This window comes from Serratia sp. (in: enterobacteria) (genome assembly GCF_051654945.1).
GTDB lineage: Bacteria > Pseudomonadota > Gammaproteobacteria > Enterobacterales > Enterobacteriaceae > Chania.
This window is the reverse complement of record NZ_JBOFZA010000028.1, coordinates 1-22,159: the sequence shown is the minus strand read 5'-3', so window position 1 is coordinate 22,159 and position 22,159 is coordinate 1. Positions and strand designations below refer to the sequence as shown.

General features: G+C 54.9%; 14 protein-coding genes, 1 tRNA gene and 3 rRNA genes. 9 read left to right on the top strand and 9 right to left on the bottom strand.

Translation table 11 applies throughout. The features are described 5' to 3' along the window. Positions 1-22 precede the first annotated feature (22 nt). Positions 23-3,703 carry a methionine synthase gene (gene metH / locus ACRDCA_RS02465; protein ID WP_438688156.1) on the bottom strand — a complete coding sequence of 1,227 codons (3,681 nt, stop codon included), beginning with the start codon at positions 3,701-3,703 and terminating at the stop codon, positions 23-25. A gap of 274 nt (positions 3,704-3,977) precedes the next feature. Here metH and iclR point away from each other — a divergent pair, with 274 nt between their 5' ends. From iclR to ACRDCA_RS02420, 9 genes are all read left to right on the top strand, one after another. Then, positions 3,978-4,808 (top strand): glyoxylate bypass operon transcriptional repressor IclR, encoded by an 831-nt coding sequence (gene iclR / locus ACRDCA_RS02460; protein WP_179250609.1) that lies wholly within the window; start codon positions 3,978-3,980, stop codon positions 4,806-4,808. Between the two features lie 250 nt (positions 4,809-5,058). Continuing rightward, entirely contained in the window at positions 5,059-5,598 is a 540-nt protein-coding gene (gene gntK / locus ACRDCA_RS02455; RefSeq protein ID WP_438688155.1) for a gluconokinase, read from the top strand. 12 nt (positions 5,599-5,610) lie between these two features. Next, the gene (edd, locus tag ACRDCA_RS02450) at positions 5,611-7,425 is read left to right on the top strand and encodes a phosphogluconate dehydratase (protein ID WP_438688154.1); all 1,815 of its coding nucleotides are present in this window, start codon (positions 5,611-5,613) and stop codon (positions 7,423-7,425) included. Positions 7,426-7,638: 213 nt separating this feature from the next. After that, positions 7,639-9,486: a two-component system sensor histidine kinase AtoS gene (gene atoS, locus ACRDCA_RS02445; protein ID WP_438688153.1), complete on the top strand. Its 1,848-nt coding sequence runs from the start codon at positions 7,639-7,641 to the stop codon at positions 9,484-9,486. Beyond that, positions 9,486-10,895 carry an acetoacetate metabolism transcriptional regulator AtoC gene (gene atoC / locus ACRDCA_RS02440; protein WP_438688152.1) on the top strand — a complete coding sequence of 470 codons (1,410 nt, stop codon included), beginning with the start codon at positions 9,486-9,488 and terminating at the stop codon, positions 10,893-10,895. The genes atoS and atoC overlap by 1 nt, the downstream gene beginning before the upstream one ends. 299 nt (positions 10,896-11,194) lie before the next feature. Beyond that, a complete protein-coding gene (gene atoD / locus ACRDCA_RS02435) occupies positions 11,195-11,857 on the top strand; it encodes an acetate CoA-transferase subunit alpha (RefSeq protein ID WP_438688151.1) in 663 nt (220 codons plus the stop codon). Continuing rightward, the gene (locus ACRDCA_RS02430; protein ID WP_438688150.1) at positions 11,857-12,522 is read left to right on the top strand and encodes a CoA transferase subunit B; all 666 of its coding nucleotides are present in this window, start codon (positions 11,857-11,859) and stop codon (positions 12,520-12,522) included. The genes atoD and ACRDCA_RS02430 overlap by 1 nt, the downstream gene beginning before the upstream one ends. Next, a complete protein-coding gene (locus tag ACRDCA_RS02425) occupies positions 12,519-13,841 on the top strand; it encodes a TIGR00366 family protein (protein ID WP_438688149.1) in 1,323 nt (440 codons plus the stop codon). Before ACRDCA_RS02430 ends, ACRDCA_RS02425 begins: the two co-directional genes overlap by 4 nt. A 24-nt stretch (positions 13,842-13,865) precedes the next feature. Beyond that, the gene (locus ACRDCA_RS02420; RefSeq protein ID WP_438688148.1) at positions 13,866-15,050 is read left to right on the top strand and encodes an acetyl-CoA C-acetyltransferase; all 1,185 of its coding nucleotides are present in this window, start codon (positions 13,866-13,868) and stop codon (positions 15,048-15,050) included. A gap of 47 nt (positions 15,051-15,097) precedes the next feature. On the opposite strand, the gene aceK is transcribed toward ACRDCA_RS02420, so the two are convergent. The 8 genes from aceK to ACRDCA_RS02380 form a co-directional block, all read right to left on the bottom strand. Beyond that, complete coding sequence (gene aceK / locus ACRDCA_RS02415; protein WP_438688296.1) at positions 15,098-16,846, bottom strand: bifunctional isocitrate dehydrogenase kinase/phosphatase; 1,749 nt, start codon at positions 16,844-16,846, stop codon at positions 15,098-15,100. Between the two features lie 62 nt (positions 16,847-16,908). After that, positions 16,909-18,216 carry an isocitrate lyase gene (gene aceA / locus ACRDCA_RS02410; RefSeq protein WP_025119560.1) on the bottom strand — a complete coding sequence of 436 codons (1,308 nt, stop codon included), beginning with the start codon at positions 18,214-18,216 and terminating at the stop codon, positions 16,909-16,911. Positions 18,217-18,262: 46 nt separating this feature from the next. Beyond that, positions 18,263-19,861, bottom strand: coding sequence for a malate synthase A (gene aceB / locus ACRDCA_RS02405; protein WP_438688147.1), 1,599 nt, complete (start codon positions 19,859-19,861; stop codon positions 18,263-18,265). Between the two features lie 375 nt (positions 19,862-20,236). Beyond that, positions 20,237-21,166, bottom strand: coding sequence for a homoserine O-succinyltransferase MetA (gene metA / locus ACRDCA_RS02400; protein WP_438688146.1), 930 nt, complete (start codon positions 21,164-21,166; stop codon positions 20,237-20,239). A 381-nt stretch (positions 21,167-21,547) separates the two neighbouring features. Beyond that, a 5S ribosomal RNA gene (gene rrf, locus ACRDCA_RS02395) occupies positions 21,548-21,663 on the bottom strand. Between the two features lie 53 nt (positions 21,664-21,716). Then, positions 21,717-21,792 (bottom strand) — tRNA-Thr (locus ACRDCA_RS02390). Positions 21,793-21,805: 13 nt separating this feature from the next. Next, positions 21,806-21,921: ribosomal RNA gene (gene rrf / locus ACRDCA_RS02385) — 5S ribosomal RNA — on the bottom strand. A 107-nt stretch (positions 21,922-22,028) separates the two neighbouring features. Beyond that, positions 22,029-22,159, bottom strand: a 23S ribosomal RNA gene (locus ACRDCA_RS02380); the annotation flags it as partial.

Genomic DNA, 22,159 nt, shown 5'->3' with positions numbered 1-22,159 from the left:
CTTTCAGCCTGCCGGCTGCAAATCAATCTGCATCGTATCCCAGATTCGGGGCTAGCCAGCGCTCTACGTCGCCGATCTTCATCCCTTTACGCTGCGCGTAGTCTTCTACCTGATCGCGCTGGATCTGCGCCACGGCAAAGTACTTGCTCTGCGGATGGCTGAAATACCAGCCGGATACCGCTGCCCCAGGCCACATGGCGAAGGATTCTGTCAGCTCCATACCGGTATGGCGGTTAACGTCCAGCAGCTGCCAGATCTCCGCTTTTTCGGTATGCTCCGGGCAAGCAGGATAGCCGGGTGCCGGGCGAATGCCTTGATAATTCTCACGGATCAGCTCTTCGTTACTCAGATTTTCATCGGTGGCGAAGCCCCAATGCAGCTTGCGCACCTGCTCGTGCAGGTATTCGGCAAAGGCCTCTGCCAGACGATCGGATAACGCCTTGACCATGATCTTGTTGTAATCATCATGCTTGGCATCATAAGCCGCCGCCAGTTCATCTTCTTCCAGCCCGCCCGTAACCGCGAACGCGCCAAAGTAGTCGGCTTTACCGCTGCTTTTCGGTGCCACAAAGTCGGCCAGACAGTAGTTCGGAAAGTCGGTTTTTTCCGTTTGCTGACGCAGGTGACGGCTGACCACCAGCACCTCATCTCGACTTTCATCGCGGTAGACTTCTACATCATCCCCGACGCGGTTGGCCGGGAACAGGCCGTAGACGCCACGCGGGTTGAGGCTACCGTTAGCGGCCAGCATATCCAGCATCTCGTTGGCGTCCTGGAACAGGCGTTTGGCCTCTTCCCCCACCACTTCATCTTCCAGAATGCGTGGATACTTGCCCGCCAGCGACCAGGTCATAAAGAACGGTGTCCAGTCGATATAGTGGCGCAAGGTGTCAATGCTGGCCTCAACCGGGAACACCCCCAATTGGTTCGGCACTGGTGGCTGATAGTTTTCCCAATCCAGCACCATGGCGTTGTCGCGCGCCTGTTGCAGGCTAACCGGTGGCGTGCGCGGTTTTTTACGCCCGTGCTGGATACGTACGGTTTCGTACTCTTTGCGGGTGCGGGCGACAAACTCGTCGCGCTGGGTGTCGGACAGCAGTGCCGCAACCACGCCAACGGTACGCGAGGCGTTCTGCACGTAGGTGGTCGAGCCGCTGTAGTTCTGCTCAATCTTCACCGCCGTATGCGCTTTGGAGGTCGTCGCGCCGCCAATCAGCAGCGGCAGGGTAAAGCCCTGGCGCTCCATCTCTTTAGCCACGTTGACCATTTCGTCCAGCGACGGGGTGATCAGGCCAGACAGGCCGATAATGTCCACCTTCTGCTCGCGGGCGGTTTTCAGGATCTTGTCCGTCGGTACCATCACGCCCAGATCGATAATTTCGTAGTTGTTACATTGCAGCACCACGCCAACGATGTTTTTGCCGATGTCGTGTACGTCGCCCTTCACCGTCGCCAGCAGAATTTTCCCGGCGGTGGTCCCTTTCTGTTTGCTGGCCTCAATGTATGGTTCGAGGTAGGCCACCGCCTGCTTCATCACGCGGGCCGATTTTACTACCTGCGGCAGGAACATTTTGCCCTCGCCGAACAGATCGCCCACCACGTTCATCCCGGCCATCAGCGGCCCTTCGATCACTTCGATCGGACGATCTGCCTGCTGGCGCGCTTCTTCGGTGTCTAACTCAATGAATTCGGTAATGCCTTTGACCAGCGAATACTCCAGGCGCTTCACTACCGGCCAGCCGCGCCATTCGGCCTGCTGCACCGCCACTTCGTTGTCTTTGCTGCCCCGGTATTTCTCCGCCAGCTCCAGCAGACGCTCGGTGCCGTCCTGACGGCGGTTGAGCACCACATCCTCCACGGCTTCGCGCAGTTCAGTGCTGAGATCGTCATAGATCGCCAACTGCCCGGCGTTGACGATCCCCATATCCATGCCGTTGCGAATAGCGTGATACAGGAATACCGCATGGATCGCTTCACGCACCGGATCGTTGCCACGGAACGAGAAGGAGACGTTGGACACACCACCAGAAATCATCGCGTGCGGCAGATGGGTTTTGATGTCGGCGCAGGCTTCGATAAAGTCGACGGCATAGTTGTTATGCTCTTCGATACCGGTCGCGACGGCAAAAATGTTCGGGTCAAAAATGATATCTTCCGGCGGGAAACCCACACGCTCGGTCAGGATCTGGTATGCCCGGCGGCAAATCTCGAATTTGCGCTGACGGGTATCCGCCTGGCCAACTTCATCGAAGGCCATCACGACCACGGCAGCCCCGTAGCGGCGTACCAGTTTGGCATGGTGGATAAAGGCCTCTTCGCCCTCTTTCATCGAGATTGAGTTGACGATGCCTTTGCCCTGGATACATTTCAGACCCTGTTCAATCACGCTCCACTTGGAGGAGTCGATCATGATCGGCACGCGGGCAATATCCGGCTCACCGGCGATCAGGCTGAGGAAACGCACCATCGCCGCTTCGGCGTCGAGCATCCCTTCATCCATGTTGATGTCGATGATCTGGGCACCGCTTTCCACCTGTTGGCGGGCCACGGCCAGCGCTTCATTGTATTTTTCTTCTTTAATTAATCGCTTGAACCGAGCCGAACCGGTGACGTTGGTACGCTCCCCCACGTTGACGAACAGCGATTTGGCATCGATATTCAACGGCTCAAGGCCTGACAAGCGGCAGGCTACCGGTAACTCTGGCAACTGCCGTGGCGGCACGCCCTCTACCGCTTTGACCATCGCAGCGATATGCGCCGGAGTGGTGCCACAGCAACCACCGATAATATTCAGGAAGCCGGCATGCGCCCATTCACCCACCTGTTTCGCCATCTCTTCGGCATCAAGGTCGTATTCACCAAAAGCGTTGGGCAAACCGGCGTTCGGGTGGGCGGTGACATAGCTTTCAGAGATGCGGGACAACTCCGCCACGTATTGGCGTAGCTCATCCGGCCCGAGCGCACAGTTCAGGCCAAAGGTCAGCGGTTTAACATGACGCAGCGAGTTGTAGAACGCCTCCGTAGTCTGGCCGGAAAGGGTACGGCCAGAAGCGTCGGTGATGGTGCCGGAAATCATGATCGGCAGGTTTACGCCCAGCGCTTCAAATTCGGTTTCGACCGCAAAGGCCGCCGCTTTGGCATTCAGGGTATCGAAGATGGTTTCGATCATGATCAGATCGACGCCCCCCTCCACCAGCGCACGGGTCGATTCGCGGTATGCCTCAACCAGTTGGTCAAAGGAAACATTACGGAAGGCCGGATCGTTAACGTCTGGGGAAATGGAGGCGGTGCGGTTGGTTGGGCCAAGCACGCCAGCCACGTAACGTGGTTTTTCCGGGGTACGTGCGGTCCACTCATCAGCACAGGCGCGAGCCAGCAAGGCGGCCTGATAGTTAATCTCGGCGGACAGTGACTCCATATGGTAGTCGGCCATCGCGATGGTAGTCGAGTTGAAGGTGTTGGTTTCGAGGATATCGGCCCCCGCTTCCAGGTAACCGTTGTGGATCGCGACGATCACCTCTGGCTTGCTCAGCACCAGCAGGTCGTTATTGCCTTTGAGATCGCTTTGCCAATCGGCAAAACGCTCACCACGGTAGTCTGCCTCTTCCAGCCGATAGCTCTGGATCATGGTGCCCATACCGCCATCCAACACTAAAATTCGCTGCGCTAACTGCTGACGCAGTTGTTCCTCTCGATTTATCACTGTAGCCCCTTCACACCCGATTATCCGCCCGACGACTATTACCCCACATCCCAATGTTGTTGCGGCGCGGCACGCTGCGCCCGTCATGCATCCTGCAACTTGAAAGATGGAGGGTCTGACATCCTAGCACAGGTTATGGCGGCAAAGTTGCGAGCGGGTATTGAGAGTTTTTCAGGTTCGTGAACCAACAGATCCGATGAGCGGAGAAGCAACTTGCAATTCATCCGCAAAAAACGAAAATGAATTCCATCATACGGAAAGCAGAAGGTGAATCATGGCCACTCCCGTTCCCGCCAAGCGCGGCAAAAAACCTCGCGCTGCCGCGCCCGCCGCCAGTACGGCGACCGGCCAGGTCCAATCACTGACCCGTGGTCTGAAATTATTGGAATATATTGCCGAAGCCCAGGGCAATGTTGCGTTGACCGATCTCGCTCAGCAGGCCGGGTTGCCCAACTCCACCACCCATCGTCTACTGACAACCATGCAACAGCAGGGTTTTGTGCGTCAGGTGGGCGATTTGGGCCTGTGGACGATGGGGGCTCATGCGTTTGTGGTGGGCAGCAGCTTCCTGCAAAGCCGTAACCTGCTGGCGATGGTGCATCCAACGCTACGCCGCCTGATGGAAGAATCCGGTGAAACGGTCAACCTGGCGGTGATGGACAAAGCCGAAGATCAGGCGGTGATTATCGATCAGGTGCAATGTACCGCGCTGATGCGGATGTCGGCCCCGATTGGCGGCAAACTGCCGATGCACGCCTCTGGTGCGGGCAAAGCCTTTCTGGCCAGTATGCAGGATGATGAGGTGACCCGGTTGCTGCATAAAAAAGGCATGCATACCTATACCCCGCACACGCTGACGCCGCATAACCTGAAAGAAGGGCTGGCAGTGATCCGTAAACAAGGGTTCTCGTTTGACGATGAAGAACATGCCCTCGGCCTGCGCTGCCTGGCCGCCTGCATCTTTGACGAGCACCGCGAAGCCTTTGCGGCTATCTCCATCTCCGGCCCGGTGTCGCGCATTACCGACGATCGCGTGACTGAGTTAGGCGCGCTGGTGATCCACGCGGCAAAAGAGATCAGCCTGGAGTATGGCGGCGTACGTTAACCTGGCGGGCGCGGCATGCGGCGCCCCTACGTCATAGCTTGAAAAGAGAGTCCGACCTTCCCCTGTTATATTTCTGTATCGCCCTGTAGAGAGTTTGTTTACCTACCCGCGAAAAGTATGAAATCGATCACAGTTAGCGATCTTGGCAACCGAAGCCGATTGCAACCTTTCGCACTTCCCCCGATATTGTTACCGATAACATGTTACCGGTAACAAAGTCATATGGCTCGCAGAGAGGGGAAACCAAACCATGGCCAATAGTCAGAATCGTGTTTACGTCATTATGGGCGTTTCCGGCAGCGGCAAGTCTGCCGTAGCCAATGCCGTTGCCCAACAGCTTTCCGCCAACTTCCTGGACGGTGATTTTCTCCACCCGCGCCGTAATATCCAGAAGATGGCCGCGGGTGAACCGCTCAATGACGACGATCGCGCGCCGTGGTTGGCTGCCCTGAATGATGCCGCCTTTGCCATGCAGCGTACCAATGCGGTCTCGATTATCGTCTGCTCTGCGCTGAAAAAGCATTATCGCGATCGGCTGCGTGCCGGTAACGACAACCTGTCTTTCATCTATCTGCACGGTGATTTCCCAGTGATCGAGGCACGGCTGGCCGCCCGCAAGGGGCATTTTTTCAAACCCCAAATGCTGGTCACCCAGTTCGCCACGCTGGAACAGCCGGGCAAAGATGAAAGCGACGTCAAAGATATCGACATCGATCAGCCGTTGGATGGGGTCATTGCCGACACCGTACGGCATATCCAGAGCTTCCAGCCACAGGTTGCCTGCGCATAAAGAGAGGACGCCATGATGAACAACACCTTGGACCGCGTAACACAACGCATCATTGAACGCTCCAAAGAGAGCCGAGCCGCCTATCTGGCACGCATTAGTCAGGCCCGCACGCAGACGGTACACCGTTCTCAGCTAGCCTGTGGCAATCTGGCCCATGGCTTTGCCGCCTGCCAGCCCGACGATAAGGCCGCCCTGAAAAACATGGTGCGCAGCGATATCGCCATCATCACCGCCTACAACGATATGCTCTCCGCCCACCAGCCTTATGAAAACTACCCACAACGGCTCAAGCAGGCGCTGCACAGCGTGGGGGCCGTAGGCCAGGTTGCCGGTGGCGTGCCGGCCATGTGCGACGGCGTGACGCAAGGGCAGGACGGCATGGAGCTTTCGTTGATGAGCCGCGACGTGATTGCCATGTCTGCCGCCATTGGCCTGTCTCACAATATGTTCGACGGCGCGCTGTTCCTGGGGATCTGCGACAAGATTGTGCCGGGATTAGTGATGTCTGCCCTCTCCTTTGGCCATTTGCCCGCCATATTCGTGCCGGCCGGGCCGATGAGCAGCGGCCTGCCGAATAAAGAGAAAGTGCGAGTGCGCCAACTGTATGCCGAAGGCAAAGCCGATCGTCATGCACTGTTGGAGGCCGAGGCTGCCTCTTATCATGGCATTGGCACCTGCACCTTCTACGGCACCGCCAATACCAACCAGATGGTGATGGAAGTGATGGGCCTGCATCTGCCTGGAGCCTCTTTCGTGCATCCAGACACGCCACTGCGCGATGCACTGAATGATGCCGCCGCTCGCCAGATAACCCGCCTGACAGAAACCGCCGGTAATTACCTGCCAATTGGTCAGTTGGTTGATGAAAAAGCGATCGTCAACGGCATCGTATCGCTGCTGGCGACCGGAGGCTCGACCAACCTGACCATGCATATGGTGGCCATGGCTCGGGCAGCGGGCATCATCATCAACTGGGATGACTTCTCCGAGCTTTCCGACGCCGTACCGCTGTTATGCCGTATTTACCCCAACGGCCCGGCGGATATCAACCAGTTCCAGGCCGCAGGCGGCGTACAATTAGTGGTGCGCGAGCTGCTGAACCACGGGCTGTTGCATCAGGATGTGCATACCGTCGCCGGTTTCGGCCTTGAACGCTATACCCAGGAACCTTGGCTGGACAATGGCCAACTGGCCTGGCGCGACGGGGCGGAAAGCTCGCTGGACGCCAACGTGATAGCCAGCGTCGCCAAGCCGTTTGAACATCATGGCGGCACCAAAGTGCTGGCTGGCAATCTGGGCCGCGCGGTGATGAAGACGTCGGCGGTGCCCGTCGATAATCAGATTATCGAAGCTCCGGCGATCGTCTTTGAAAGCCAGCACGATATCGTCCCCGCCTTCGAAGCGGGTAAGCTGGATCGGGACTGTGTGGTAGTGGTGCGTTTCCAGGGCCCGCAAGCCAACGGTATGCCTGAACTGCATAAACTGATGCCGCCGCTTGGCGTATTAATGGATCGCGGTTTCAAGGTGGCGTTGGTGACCGATGGCCGCCTGTCGGGTGCTTCCGGTAAGGTCCCGTCGGCTATTCATGTCACCCCGGAGGCCTACACCGGCGGCCTGTTGGCCAAAGTACAAAGCGGCGATCTGATCCGCGTGAATGGCCTTACCGGCGAGCTGCAGTTGCTGGTCGATGAGGCTGAGCTGGCCAAGCGTTCCCCATGCCAACCAGACCTGAGTAGTGAAAGGCACGGCTGTGGTCGTGAGCTGTTTGGGGCATTACGCAGCCAGCTTTCCGGTGCTGAGCAGGGGGCTTGCTGCATCACGTTTTAATCCTGCCAGGGCCCAGTAAACTGGGCCTTACCCACGATCTTCCCACCGGTTTACTACGTGCCTCACGAACAACTGGTACAACTATTGCTTAAAAAGAGGACATGCGTACACTCAACCCACCCGTTCCGGTTCGGCCAGCCTGAAAGTGCATCTGGCGCTGTTTACTGATGACCTTGCCCTGACCGACAGACGATAACGCCAGGATATAGTCTGATGAATTCATTTTTGCCAGGTTTACACGCCTTCATCCAACAACGACTCCCTCACACCCTGCGCAGCAAAATGATCGTCCTGGCCATCATCATGGTTTCGCTACCCACCTTAATCATCGGCTATCTGGTTGAAAACGAAGGGCGCGAAGCCCTGTTGCAAGAGAAGAAGGCCAAGCTGTTTGCCGTCACCACCTTGCTGGATACTGCGCTGGGCGACAGCTTTACGCTATATCGTGAGCTGCCCAGAGAACAGCGCATCAAGGCACTGAACCAGCATCTGGCCCCGGTTACCGATGAGATCACCCGTGCATTTTCCGGCGTTGGGGCGGGTTATTATAATCAGGAACTGGACGCTATTATTACCTACGCCCCACAGCGGCAATATGGCAATGCGGTCGGTATTTCGATTAATCCCGATCACCCCGGCCATGAAGTGATGGCCAGCGGCAAACCGCAGGTAAGCAGTGGTTCGCAGGTGCGTGGCAACATTATGAACGCTATGATCCCCATCAAACGCGATAACCAGATCCTCGGCTATATCTGGGCCAACGAACTGTCGAACGATATCGATCGTCAGGCGCTGTCGATGGATATCAAAATTATGCTGGTGATCGGCATCGGCCTGCTATTGAGCTTAGGATTGATCGTGGCCTTTTCACGCCGCTTCGCCTCGGATATTGACGTGATCAAATCCAGCCTGACCAATTTATCGCTAAACCTGAATAGCGACCTTCCGGCGATGAAGGGTGAAATGGGGGAAATATCTGCCAGCGTTAATGCCTTATCCCGCGCATTGCGGGAAACCAAAACGCTCAATGAATTAATTCTCGAGAGCGCCGCCGACGGAGTTATTTCGGTGGATATCAATGGCTGCGTCACCATGATCAACCCCGCAGGAGAGCTCATCACCGGCTACAGCCGTAAAGAACTGATGGGGAAACCTTATGCGGACGTGTTTGAAAAGGTCGACTTTAATAGCCCGGTATTGGACACCCTGTTCCGTGGCATCGAGCATGTCGCGTTAGAAATTGATTACCCAGGTAAAACTCGCACCATACAACTCAGCATCAGTACCAGCCAACTGCGTAATGCCCAAGGAGCAACGCTGGGGGCGCTGGCCATCTTCACCGATTTAACCGCCAAAAAGGAAGTCCAGCGCCGCATTGAGCAAGCCGAACGCCTGGCAACGCTTGGTGAGCTGATGGCTGGGGTCGCCCATGAAGTTCGCAATCCATTAACGGCCATCAGCGGTTTTGTGCAAATCCTCAAAGACAGTGAACAAGATCCGCAGCGGCTCGAATATACCCACATCATTTTGAAAGAAGTACAGTCGATTAATCGGGTGATCCAGCAGTTGCTCGATTTCTCTCGCCCGCGCATTGGCCGCTATCATCAGGTCAATTTAAATCAAATCCTGCGGGAAAGCCTGATCCTGGTGAAAACCAAAGGCGTAGAGGCCAGGGTTGATTTTCATGTTCATTGGGATGAAGGATTGAGTGATATTGAGGCCGACGGTGAATTATTAAAACAGGTGCTGCTTAATATTCTGATTAATGCCGTCCAGTCGATTGCTGCCAGAGGGGAAATTACCATTACCACCCAAGCGATGGATGAAAACCGGCAGCAGGTCACCATTCAGGATAACGGCTGTGGCATTGCCGATGAGATTAAGTCGAAAGTATTTGATCCGTTTTACACCACCAAGCCTTCTGGCACCGGATTAGGCTTGTCTATCAGTCAGCGTATTATTACCTCTCACGATGGCGAAATAAAACTAGAAAGCCAGCAGCATCAAGGAACCACATTTATTATTATCTTGCCAGTCAAGCATGACGCAGGGGATCTCTGATGAAAAAGTCATACCGTATTCTGATCGTGGATGATGAAGAAAACGTTCGCCGCATGTTAACCACCGTGTTTAGCCTTGATGGCCACCAGCCTATCTGTGCCGCTGACGGCGAGCAAGCGCTGGAACAATTTAAGCAACAGGCCCCGGATATTGTGTTGATGGATATCCGCATGCCAAAAATCAGCGGCCTTGAGGCCCTGCAAGTCATGCGCCAGACACGACAAGAAACACCGGTGATCCTCATGACCGCCTATGCCGCCGTAGAGACAGCGGTTGAGGCACTGCGCCTGGGTGCCTTTGATTATGTGATTAAACCCTTCGATCTGGATGAGCTGAAAATCATTATCAGCCGTGCCATGCAGTTGCAGGAGATGAAGCTGGAGATCAATCGCCTGCACCGTGCCTTGTCGGACAGTTATCAATGGGGCCGATTGCTCACCAACAGCGCCAAAATGATGGAGCTTTGCCGCGATACGGCAAAAATCGCCATGAGCCACGCCAGCGTGCTGATAACCGGTGAAAGCGGCACCGGCAAGGAGTTGATCGCTAAAGCGATCCACTACAACAGCCCGCGAGCCAAAGGGCCATTTATCAAGATCAACTGCGGCGCACTACCGGAGTCCTTGCTGGAGAGTGAACTCTTCGGCCACGAGAAAGGAGCCTTTACCGGCGCACATATGCAGCGTCAGGGCCTGTTTGAACGGGCCAATCTTGGGACATTGCTGCTGGATGAGGTCGGCGAAATGCCGCACAATCTGCAGGTTAAATTGCTACGGGTGCTACAGGAGAAAGAGTTCGAGCGACTCGGCGGCAGCAAAACCATTAAAACCGATATTCGGCTAATTGCCGCGACCAATCGCAATCTGGCGGCCATGGTAGAGCAAGGCGAGTTCCGCCAGGATCTGTTTTACCGCCTGAACGTGATCCATCTTTCCCCGCTGCCACTGCGCGAAAGGCCGGAAGACGTGCCGTTGTTGGCCCGGCATTTCCTGCAGAAGTTCAATGCCGAAAATGGCAAAGAGATCATTGAGATAGACCCCAGCGCACAGGCCATTCTTGATGCTTATTCGTGGCCGGGTAACATCCGGGAACTTTCCAATGCGATTGAGCGAGCCGTGATTATGAGTACCGGCTTTATCCTCTTCCCGGAGGATTTACCGGAACATTTACAACAATCCCCCCCCGTCCAATCCAATAGTCAGCGCCCTCTGTTTGCCGAACCGGGTTTAAACTTAAAAGAAAATATTAAAGCTTACGAACGCGAGCTGATCTGCTCTGCGCTCGCAGATAATCAGGACAATCGGGTTAAAACCGCACGCGCGTTAGGTATTAGCCGCAGAGCATTGATGTATAAATTACAAGAATATCGCATCGACTCTCAGTCCTCCACACCACCAGATAATATATAAACAAATATTAACTGTGCGATTTACCCCTCCCCGAAATAGCGCCTGAGATCACATTACTTTGATCGTCAGGCGTCACCGCTTATTTTTATTCTGAGTAACAAAATGTGCACCCCCTGTGCAAGAAATTGCACACCTCATTGTTAATTAACTCGACATCTTATTAAACAATTAAATAACAACCCAGCGATCCCTGTGAATATCAGGCCGTTAATGGTTTTTTAGCAATCAAGCTCAATTGGCATGAAGGTTGCAATTCCTTAATTGAAACTCTTTTTTAGCGTCAAATATAAGGGATAACCATGAAAAGAAAACTCATCGATATTGAGCAGGCAACGGCCTATTTTCGTGATGGCATGACCATCATGATTGGGGGATTTATGGGCGTGGGTGCCCCACCCCGTCTTATTTCAGCCCTGCTGGCGGCGAACGTAAAAGATCTGACCTTAATCACGACCGATACCGCCTTCGTCGATACCGGCGTCGGCCCCTTGGTCGCCAGCGGCAGAGTGAAAAAGCTGATCGCCTCCCATATCGGCACCAACCCCGAAACCGGCCGTCGCATGATCTCGGGCGAGATGGAGGTTGAGTTAGTTCCGCAGGGCACGCTGGCCGAACGTATCCGCTGTGGTGGTGCCGGTCTGGGCGGTTTTCTGACGCCCACCGGTGTTGGCACCGTGGTCGAAGAAGGCAAACAAAAAATTACGCTGAACGATATCGACTATCTGCTGGAACTGCCTTTGCGCGCCGATCTGGCCTTGGTACGCGCTCACCTTAGCGACTATCAGGGCAACCTGACCTACCAACTCAGCGCCCGCAATTTCAACCCACTGATGGCATTGGCCGCAGACATTGTGATCGCCGAACCGGAGTCCGTGGTGGATATCGGCAGCATTACCCCTGACTGCGTCATCACCCCCGCCGCGTTAATTGATCACATTGTCTGCCCGCAGGAGAACCAATAATGAACGCCAAAGAACTTATCGCCCGCCGCGTGGCCCTTGAACTGCACGATGGGGACATCGTCAATCTGGGTATCGGGTTGCCCACTCAGGTGGTTAATTTTTTACCCACCGATATTCATATCACCCTGCAATCTGAAAATGGCTTTCTTGGTTTGGCACCGGTTACCGAGGCACATCCCAATCTGGTCAATGCCGGTGGGCAGCCCTGCGGTATCTTGCCAGGCGGAGCGGCCTTCGACAGCGCATTTTCCTTTGCCTTGATCCGTGGCGGCCATGTTGATGTCAGCGTGCTTGGCGGCCTACAGGTCGATCAGCAGGCCAACCTCGCCAACTGGATGGTGCCGGGGAAAATGGTCCCTGGCATGGGCGGAGCGATGGATCTGGTTACCGGGGCACGGCGGGTGATCATTGCGATGGAGCATTGCGCCAAAGATGGCTCCTCCAAAATCCTTGAGCATTGCACACTGCCGCTGACCGCGAAAAACAAGGTCAGCATGGTAGTGACCGAGCTGGCCGTTTTCAGCTTCGAACAAGGCCGACTGGTACTGAAGGAACATGCACCGGGTGTCACATTGGACACCATTCAGGCTAAAACAGCGGCTAAATTCTCCGTGTCTCCGGGCTTCACAGTCATGCCGATTGCGCTAGAGGAAGGTGCCGTATGATTGGCCGCATCTCGCGCTTTTTAACCGGTTTCGTGAGCCGCTATCTGCCCGATCCGCTGATTTTTGCCATGCTGCTGACGATGCTGACCTTTGGTATCGCACTGGCACTCACGCCGCATACACCGATCGAAATGGTGAATATGTGGGGTAATGGCTTCTGGAATCTGCTGGCATTCGGCATGCAGATGGCGCTGATTATCGTCACCGGCCATGCTCTGGCAACCTCTGCACCGGTCAAACGCATCCTGACGCTCACCGCTTCGGTCGCTAAAACCCCAGCTCAAGGGGTGATGTTGGTAACCTTCCTCGGTTCGGTGGCCTGCGTCATCAACTGGGGGTTTGGCCTGGTGGTCGGCGCGATGTTTGCCCGCGAAGTTGCACGCCGCATTCCCGGCTCGGATTATCCGCTGTTAATTGCCTGTGCCTACATCGGTTTCCTGACCTGGGGCGGCGGTTTCTCTGGCTCGATGCCGCTGTTAGCTGCCACGCCAGGCAACCCGGTGGAGCATATCGCCGGTTTGATCCCGGTTTCCGACACCATGTTCACTGGCTATAACCTGTTTATTACTTTAGGTCTGATCCTGGTGATGCCTTTTGTCACCCGCATGATGATGCCGAAACCACACGAAGTGGTGAGTGTCGATCCCGCGTTGTTGGCAGAAGAACCTAGCTTCCAGAAAAAGCTGTCTGCTGATGCGCCGATTGCCGAAAAAATGGAAGAAAGCCGCATTATTGCCTTCATCATCGGCGCGCTGGGTATCGCCTATTTAGGGATGAACTTCTGGGAAAAGGGCTTCAACATCACGATTAATACGGTAAACATGATGTTTATGATTGCCGGGATCCTGCTGCACAAAACCCCAATGGCCTATATGCGCGCCATCTCTGCGGCCGCCAAGAGTACGGCAGGGATTTTGGTGCAGTTCCCGTTCTATGCCGGGATCCAACTGATGATGGAACACTCCGGCCTCGGCGGCCTGATCACCGAGTTCTTCATCAACGTGGCCAATAAAGACACCTTCCCCATCATGACCTTCTTCAGCTCGGCGCTGATTAACTTTGCCGTGCCATCAGGCGGCGGTCACTGGGTGATCCAGGGGCCGTTCGTTATTCCTGCCGCTCAGGCCTTAGGGGCCGATTTAGGTAAGTCGGTGATGGCTATCGCCTATGGCGAGCAGTGGATGAACATGGCGCAACCATTCTGGGCGCTCCCCGCCCTGGCTATTGCCGGTCTGGGGGTCCGCGACATCATGGGTTACTGCGTCACCGCCCTGCTGTTCTCCGGCGTCATTTTCGTGATCGGCCTCACCCTATTCTAGCGTTGTCACATAAGGAATTACCGTATGGAGAGTATCGTTATCGTCAGCGCCGTACGCACGGCAATTGGTAGCTTCAATGGCGCGTTGGCTCCCGTTGGCGCAACAGATTTAGGTTCGTTGGTCCTGCGTGAAGCCATGACTCGTGCCGGTATCGGCGGCGAGCAGGTTGATGAAGTGATTCTAGGCAATGTGCTCCAGGCTGGATTAGGCCAGAACCCGGCACGGCAGGCGCTGTTGAAAAGTGGCATACCCGACACCGTCAGCGCTTATACCGTCAACAAAGTCTGTGGTTCCGGTTTGAAAAGCGTGGCCTTGGCCGCGCAGGCCATTTTAGCCGGAGATGCACAAACCATTATCGCTGGCGGTATGGAAAATATGAGCCAGGCGCCCTACCTGATGGATAGCAAAGCGCGTTGGGGCTATCGACTCGGGGATGGTCAACTGTTTGACGTGATCCTGAAAGACGGCTTGATGTGTGCCATGCATGATTACCACATGGGCATCACCGCAGAGAATGTCGCCAAGGAATATGGCATTACTCGCGAAGCACAAGACGCGCTGGCGCTGGCATCGCAGCAGAAGGCGGTCGCCGCCATCTCCAGCGGCGCTTTTGCGAAAGAAATCGTGCCCGTCACGGTGAAGCACAGGAAGGGCGATATTGTCGTTGATACCGACGAGTTCCCTAAAGCGGCTACCACGGCGGAAGGTTTGGCCAAGTTACGCCCGGCCTTTAGCAAAGACGGCAGCGTCACCGCCGGTAATGCTTCCGGGATTAATGATGGCGCCGCCGCCTTGGTGGTGATGGCGGAAAACCATGCCCGCCAGCTGGGCTTGACCCCTCTGGCGCGTATCCGCGGCTATGCCAGCGGTGGCGTGGCTCCGGCGCTGATGGGAATGGGCCCGGTACCGGCAACCCTTAATGCGCTGAAGAAAACCGGTTTGGCACTGACGGATATCGATTTGATTGAGGCCAATGAAGCTTTCGCCGCGCAATTTTTGGCGGTGGGTAAAACGCTGGGATTCGCTGAGGAGAAGGTTAACGTCAACGGCGGTGCTATCGCACTGGGCCACCCGATAGGTGCCAGCGGTGCACGTATTCTGGTCACCCTGCTACACGCCTTGCAAGCCAGAGATAAAACCCTGGGGCTGGCAACGCTGTGCATCGGCGGTGGCCAAGGCACGGCGATGATTATTGAACGCCTGAGCTAACTATTGCCCCACCTGAGGAGCGGGCTTGGCAACGCCGCTCCTTGCTATCAAGCTGATTTAGGCATGGCGGGAGGTAAAGTCCGCTGGCTGAAGCGCCGCTTTTTACGGTAGGCAAACACATCTTCGACATGCCCCTCCTTGATGCGCTGCTGCAACCCTCGCCAATAGTCCGCTTCGAACAGATCGCTGTGCATCTCCTCAAACACCTTGCGAATGCGCTGGTCGCCACATAGGAAATGGCGGAACTCTTCGGGGAAAACATCGTTGGGTGAAATGCTGTACCAGGGTTCGCTGGCCAGCTCATCTTCCGGGTAGCGCGGCGGCGGAATATTGCGAAAGTTCACCTCGGTCATGTAGCAAATCTCGTCGTAGTCGTAAAACACCACGCGGCCATGCCGTGTCACACCGAAGTTTTTGAACAGCATATCGCCGGGGAAGATATTGGCGGCGGCCAGTTGCTTGATCGCATTGCCATATTCTTCGATGGCATCGTGCATCTGCCGCTCGTCGGCCTGCTCCAGATACAGGTTCAGTGGCGTCATTCGCCGTTCCATATACAGGTGCTTGATGACCACCCGGTCACCAAGATCTTCCAATTTTTCCGGCACTTCGCGCTGTAATTCCGCCAACAATTCCGGGCTGATGCGCGCTTTATCCACCACGAAATTCTCATATTCCTGAGTATCGGCCATCCGCCCGACACGATCGTGCTCTTTAACCAGTTGGTAGCAGGCCATCACCTGTGCCTGCGTGACCTCTTTCTGTGGGGCAAATTCATCTTTGATCACTTTGAACACCCGATCAAAAGACGGCAGCGTAAATACCAACATCACCATGCCTTTGACACCCGGCGCAATGATGAATTGATCCTGCGACTGGGCCATAAAGGTCAGGTATTCGCGGTAGCACTCGGTTTTACCATGCTTCTGGCAGCCAATCGCCATATACAGTTCGGCGGTGGTCTTGCCCGGCAGGATCTCCCGCAACCACTCGACCATCGCCGCGGGCAATGGGGCATACACCATAAAATAGGAACGTGCGAAGCCAAACACGATGCTGGCCTCTGCCTTGCTGGTCAGGCAGGTATCAATAAATAATGCACCAGACTCGCTGTGGTGGATTGGCAGCAGAAACGGGTAGACCCCGTCGGCCAACCGCAGTTTCCCGACCAACCAGGCCGCTTTGTTACGGTAGAACAGTTCGTTACCGATTTGGAACGTCGCCCCAGCCAGTTGCTGTGAGCTGAACGTTTGCAGTAAAGCTTGGGTGATATAGCGGATATCGCGCGGCAGATCTTCCCACGGCAGGCGCAGAGGCAGGTCGGTCAGCAGGCTGTGCAACATGGCAGCCAAATCACCGTTGGGGGTAAAATTACGGGCTAATGGTCTGGGGATATCACGAAAGCGCCTTTCGGGCTGCGAACTGAAGACGAACAGTTTATCTGGGGTTAAGTCCCGGTGTTTAAACAGCCGGCAGTACACCGAGTTGAAGAAGCTTTCGGCAATCTCAAAACGCGGATAGTCCGGTAACAGCTCGGTATAAACTGCTTTCACCCGATTGGGGAAGTCCGCGTCGTAATATTTCTGCCCGGTGATACATTTCAGTTGCTCGACCACCAGACCGACGTGGTGGTCGTAAAGATGGATACGTCGTTTCATTGCCTGCTGCACGGCGGGCCAGTCTGCCTGCTCAAAACGCTGCTGTGCCCCGGCCGTCACCTCAAGAAAGCGGCCATATTGCGCATCAAAGCCCTGCAGGATCGTTTGTGCAATCAACAGCTCCAGTTTTTCCGCCATCTTTGCCTCTGCCATTCAGGAATGAAACCAGAGCCTGACACCGAGCCAGGCTCCTTGAGGGATCAGAACTGCTGTTCTTCGGTAGAACCCGTCAGAGCCGTTACCGAGGAAGCACCACCTTGAATAATGGTTGTGACCTTATCGAAGTAGCCGGTCCCCACTTCCTGCTGATGCGAAGCAAAGGTATAACCACGCTCAACCGCTGCAAACTCTGGCTGCTGCACTTTTTCCACATAGTGCTTCATGCCTTCGCCGCGTGCGTAAGCGTGTGCCAGATCGAACATGTTGAACCACATGCTATGGATACCGGCCAGCGTGATGAACTGGTACTTGTAACCCATGGCGGACAGCGCGTCCTGGAAGCGGGCGATAGTCTGATCGTCCAGATTCTTTTTCCAGTTGAATGATGGTGAGCAGTTATAAGCCAACAGCTTGCCAGGGAATTGGGCATGGATCGCGTCAGCAAAGCGCTGGGCCGCTTCCAGGTCCGGCGTAGAAGTTTCGCACCACACCAGATCGGCATAAGGGGCATAGGCCAAACCACGGCTGATAGCCTGCTCAATGCCGGCATGGGTGCGATAGAAACCTTCGGCGGTACGTTCGCCAGACACGAAGGCGCTGTCATACGGATCGCAATCAGAGGTCAGCAGATCTGCCGCATCGGCATCGGTACGGGCGATCAGCAAGGTTGGTACACCGAGTACGTCAGCCGCCAAACGCGCCGCAACCAGTTTTTGAATCGCTTCCTGAGTCGGCACCAAGACCTTGCCGCCCATATGACCGCACTTCTTGACCGCCGCCAGTTGGTCTTCAAAGTGTACCCCGGCCGCACCCGCTTCGATCATCGCCTTCATCAGTTCAAAAGCGTTCAGTACGCCACCAAAACCGGCCTCCGCATCCGCCACGATCGGCAGGAAGTAATCGGTATAGCCTTTGCTGCCCGGCTCAACCTGGTTCGCCCATTGGATCTGATCCGCACGACGGAAGGTATTATTGATGCGTTCAACCACCGTCGGGACGGAGTCTACCGGGTACAGTGATTGATCGGGATACATGGCGGAAGCAGTGTTGGCATCGGCCGCGACCTGCCAGCCGGACAGGTAGATCGCTTCTACACCCGCCTTCGCCTGTTGCAGCGCCTGGCCACCGGTCAACGCCCCAAGGCTGTTCACGTACCCTTTGCGGGATTTACCGTGCAGCAGCTCCCACAGCTTGGCCGCGCCGTTCTGCGCCAGCGTACAAACCGGGTTGACCGATCCACGCAGGTTAATCACGTCTTCAGCGCTGTAGGGGCGGGTGATGCCTTCCCAGCGTGCCGATTTCCATTCCTGTTCCAGCTGTTGGATCTGTTGGGTACGAGAGGTCGTCATAATTTTATCCTTTTCAATACGGTAGGGTTAAAGGTCAGGAACGGTTTCAGGCCAGTAATTCGTAGCCGGGTAAGGTCAGGAAATCGATTAATTGGTCTTGCGTGGTAATGCGCTCCATCAGCTGTGCCGCCTCATCAAAACGGCCCGCGTGATAACGCGCCTCGCCCAATTCTTTACGGACAACCAGCATTTCTTCCTGCAGCATCTGCCGGAACAGCGCTTTGGTCACCTGTTGGCCATTACTGAGGCTCTTCTCATGGTGGATCCATTGCCAGATGGAGGTACGTGAAATCTCGGCGGTGGCGGCATCTTCCATCAGGCCGTAAATCGGTACGCAGCCATTGCCGGAAATCCAGGCTTCGATGTATTGCACCGCCACGCGAATGTTGGCACGCATACCGGTTTCGGTACGTTCACCGTCACACGGCTCCAACAGCTGCGCCGCCGTGATAGGAGCATCATTCTCACGCAGCACTTCCAGCTGGTTCTGTCGCTCACCAAGGATGCGGTTAAATACTTCCATCACCGTATCTGCCAGCCCTGGGTGTGCCACCCAGGTACCGTCATGGCCGTTGGTCGCTTCCAGTTCTTTATCCGCACGCACCTTGCCCAATACCACCGCATTTTGCTCAGCGTCTTTGCTTGGGATAAATGCGGCCATACCCCCCATCGCGAAAGCGCCGCGCTTGTGACAGGTCTTGATCAGCAAGCGTGAATAGGCACTGAGGAAAGGCTGGGTCATGGTGACGGACTGACGATCCGGCAACACGCGATCGCCATGATTCTTCAACGTTTTGATATAGCTGAAAATATAATCCCAGCGGCCACAGTTCAGCCCGACGATATGATCGCGCAGGTGATACAGGATCTCGTCCATCTGGAATACCGCTGGCAGCGTTTCAATCAGCACGGTGGCCTTGATGGTGCCGCGTGGCAGCTCAAAGCGATCCTCGGTAAAGCTGAACACCTCGCTCCACCAGGCCGCCTCTTGCCAGGATTGGGTTTTCGGCAGGTAGAAATACGGGCCACTGCCTTTTGCCAGCAACTGACGATAGTTATGGAAGAAATACAGGGCGAAATCGAACAGCCCACCGGGGATAGCTTCGCCCTGCCACTGCACGTGCTTTTCCGGCAGATGCAGGCCGCGCACGCGAGCAATCAATACCGCCGGGTTGGCATTGAGTTGGTAAACCTTACCGGCTTCGTTGGTGTAAGAGATGGTGCCATTAACCGCATCATGCAGGTTGATCTGCCCATCGATCACCTTGTCCCAGCTTGGGGCCAATGAGTCCTCAAAGTCTGCCATAAACACTTTGACGTTGGCGTTCAGGGCATTGATCACCATTTTGCGCTCAACCGGACCGGTGATCTCTACCCGACGGTCGCGTAAATCACCAGGAACGCCACGGATCTGCCAGTCACTTTGCCGAATGGAATTCGTTTCCGAAATAAACCCAGGTAACTCACCACCATCGATTTTCTCTTGCCAGCTGGCGCGGGCTGCCAACAGCTTGTTGCGTTGTGGCGTGAATTTCCCCACCAGTTCCGCCAGGAACTCGACCGCATCATCAGTCAGTATCTGCCGCTCTGCTGCGCCAAAGGCCTGTGTGAATGCTAATTCCGTACCTACCATCTGTTGCGTCATTGTCTTGATCCTTGCCATCATTCCACGCCGCCATTGCTGGCCAGGCGAAGCATTGTTGTCGGAAATCGGGTAAAAAACAGCCGCCAACTGGTCAGATGTCATCCCGTCAGGATCCTAGAATAACCAACAAAATTTAAAAATCAAAAACGATTTCCATTTTTTTAATAAATATTTTATTAACCTTTTATTATCAATTAATTAGAATATTTATCATTGGCAACAAACAAGGAAACCGGTTCCATTAAGATAACGGAGACCAAACAATCTATTGTTTTAAAAGGAATTATTGATGCTGAAACGTTGCAGATTTGACAGGAAAAACGGTGGGGTAAGTGGAGGCGGCCTCGATTCAGCCACCTCGTGCAGAGAAAAATGTTACTCGAGGGTTGGGTTCATATGACGCAGATCGTATGGCGTGATCTGGTAGACGTAGTAGTTTAACCAGTTGGAAAACAGCAGGTGGCCATGGCTACGCCATGAGGCTGCGGGGGTCAGTTCGGGGTTATCATCGGGGAAATAATTTAGTGGTACGGTCGGGTTGAGGCCTGCATCATTATCGCGACAATACTCGCCCGCTAACGTCAGGGTGTCGTATTCCGGATGACCAGTGACAAAGGCCATGCGCTTATCCTTGGTAGCGAACAAGTAGGCACCCGCCAGCTCCGACTCCGCCAAAATATCCAGATCGGTGTACTGCCGCAGGATCTCGGTTGGGAAATCGGCATAGCGGGAATGCGGCGCCAGGAAGGTTTCATCAAAACCTCGGGTCAGCAAGGCATGCTGATGCAGCGTACGATGCTGGTACACCCCAGAGAGCTTCACCTCCCGCGTCTTCTTTGGAATGTCATACAGGATGTTTAGCGCAGCCTGCACAGCCCAGCAGACGAACAGGGTTGAGGTCACATGATCCTTGGCCCATTCGATCACCCGCTCGATCTGCGGCCAGTAGGCGACATCACAGAAGTCTACCAGGCCCAACGGAGCCCCGGTGACGATCAGCCCGTCAAAATTCTCATCCTGGATATCCTCAAAGTTGCAGTAGAAATTATTCAGGTGCTCTGTCGGCGTGTTCTTCGATTCGCGGCTATCGATACGCAGCAGTTGGATATCGATCTGTAGTGGCGAGTTGGAAAGCAAACGCAGAAACTGGTTTTCCGTTTCGATCTTTTTCGGCATCAGGTTGAGGATAAGCACCTTTAACGGCCTGATTTCCTGTGTTTTTGCGCGTGAGGATGTCATGACAAACACATTCTCATTACGCAAGAAATTGACCGCAGGTAACTCATCAGGCACACGAATCGGCATTGCTTTTCCCTCACACATCCGTTTATACGTTTAGACTTCTAGATGCCTGACGATAGCGTCTTTTTCGTGTCATGTCGAGGATTCAGCGGGAAGGTGAAAATGTTTCATCGCCAGGCAGGGAAGGTCGTTTAAAACTCTAAATTGGGATAGCCCCTCACCCTAACCCTCTCCCACAGGGAGAGGGGACCGACTGAGTCCGCTGAAACTCCCCATACTTTCCGAGGCAGCATAGGCTTAACCACGACACCGGACCGTCTCCCTCAAACAGGTGCTTATGGTGCTCTCGATCCACCGGTGGGAGAGGGTTGGGATGAGGGGATTTCTGTTTTCGGCGCATAGCAAAAAGGCCATCCTTACGGATGGCCTCTCGGCTTAATTGATGCTTGGCAGTGTCCTACTCTCGCATGGGGAGACCCCACACTACCATCGGCGCTACGGCGTTTCACTTCTGAGTTCGGCATGGGGTCAGGTGGGACCACCGCGCTATTGCCGCCAAGCAAATTCTTTCTAATTCTTTTTCTGCCGAACTTCTAAACCACTTCGAATAAAGTGGTGCTGATACCCAGAGTCGAACTGGGGACCTCACCCTTACCAAGGGTGCGCTCTACCAACTGAGCCATATCAGCACACTAATTTGATGCCTGGCAGTGTCCTACTCTCGCATGGGGAGACCCCACACTACCATCGGCGCTACGGCGTTTCACTTCTGAGTTCGGCATGGGGTCAGGTGGGACCACCGCGCTATTGCCGCCAGGCAAATCTGTTTCATTCCAACCGCTTCACTTACGTGTCGCCATCAGAACCAATCTCGGAACATCGCTGAAAATCTCTACAATCTCTACTAAAACACCTTCGGTGTTGTAAGGTTAAGCCTCACGGATCATTAGTACTGGTTAGCTCAATGCATCGCTGCACTTACACACCCAGCCTATCAACGTCTTAGTCTTAAACGTTCCTTCAGGGGCCTTAAAGGCCCAGGGAAGACTCATCTCG

Coding starts and splice junctions, on each gene's coding strand:
- atoD (WP_438688151.1), top strand. CDS start 11,195: ATGAAAAGAAAACTCATCGATATTGAGCAGGCAACGGCCTATTTTCGT.
- atoC (WP_438688152.1), top strand. CDS start 9,486: ATGAAAAAGTCATACCGTATTCTGATCGTGGATGATGAAGAAAACGTT.
- atoS (WP_438688153.1), top strand. CDS start 7,639: ATGAATTCATTTTTGCCAGGTTTACACGCCTTCATCCAACAACGACTC.
- gntK (WP_438688155.1), top strand. CDS start 5,059: ATGGCCAATAGTCAGAATCGTGTTTACGTCATTATGGGCGTTTCCGGC.
- aceK (WP_438688296.1), bottom strand. CDS start 16,846: ATGGCGGAAAAACTGGAGCTGTTGATTGCACAAACGATCCTGCAGGGC.
- metA (WP_438688146.1), bottom strand. CDS start 21,166: ATGCCGATTCGTGTGCCTGATGAGTTACCTGCGGTCAATTTCTTGCGT.
- aceB (WP_438688147.1), bottom strand. CDS start 19,861: ATGACGCAACAGATGGTAGGTACGGAATTAGCATTCACACAGGCCTTT.
- iclR (WP_179250609.1), top strand. CDS start 3,978: ATGGCCACTCCCGTTCCCGCCAAGCGCGGCAAAAAACCTCGCGCTGCC.
- ACRDCA_RS02420 (WP_438688148.1), top strand. CDS start 13,866: ATGGAGAGTATCGTTATCGTCAGCGCCGTACGCACGGCAATTGGTAGC.
- ACRDCA_RS02430 (WP_438688150.1), top strand. CDS start 11,857: ATGAACGCCAAAGAACTTATCGCCCGCCGCGTGGCCCTTGAACTGCAC.
- ACRDCA_RS02425 (WP_438688149.1), top strand. CDS start 12,519: ATGATTGGCCGCATCTCGCGCTTTTTAACCGGTTTCGTGAGCCGCTAT.
- aceA (WP_025119560.1), bottom strand. CDS start 18,216: ATGACGACCTCTCGTACCCAACAGATCCAACAGCTGGAACAGGAATGG.
- edd (WP_438688154.1), top strand. CDS start 5,611: ATGATGAACAACACCTTGGACCGCGTAACACAACGCATCATTGAACGC.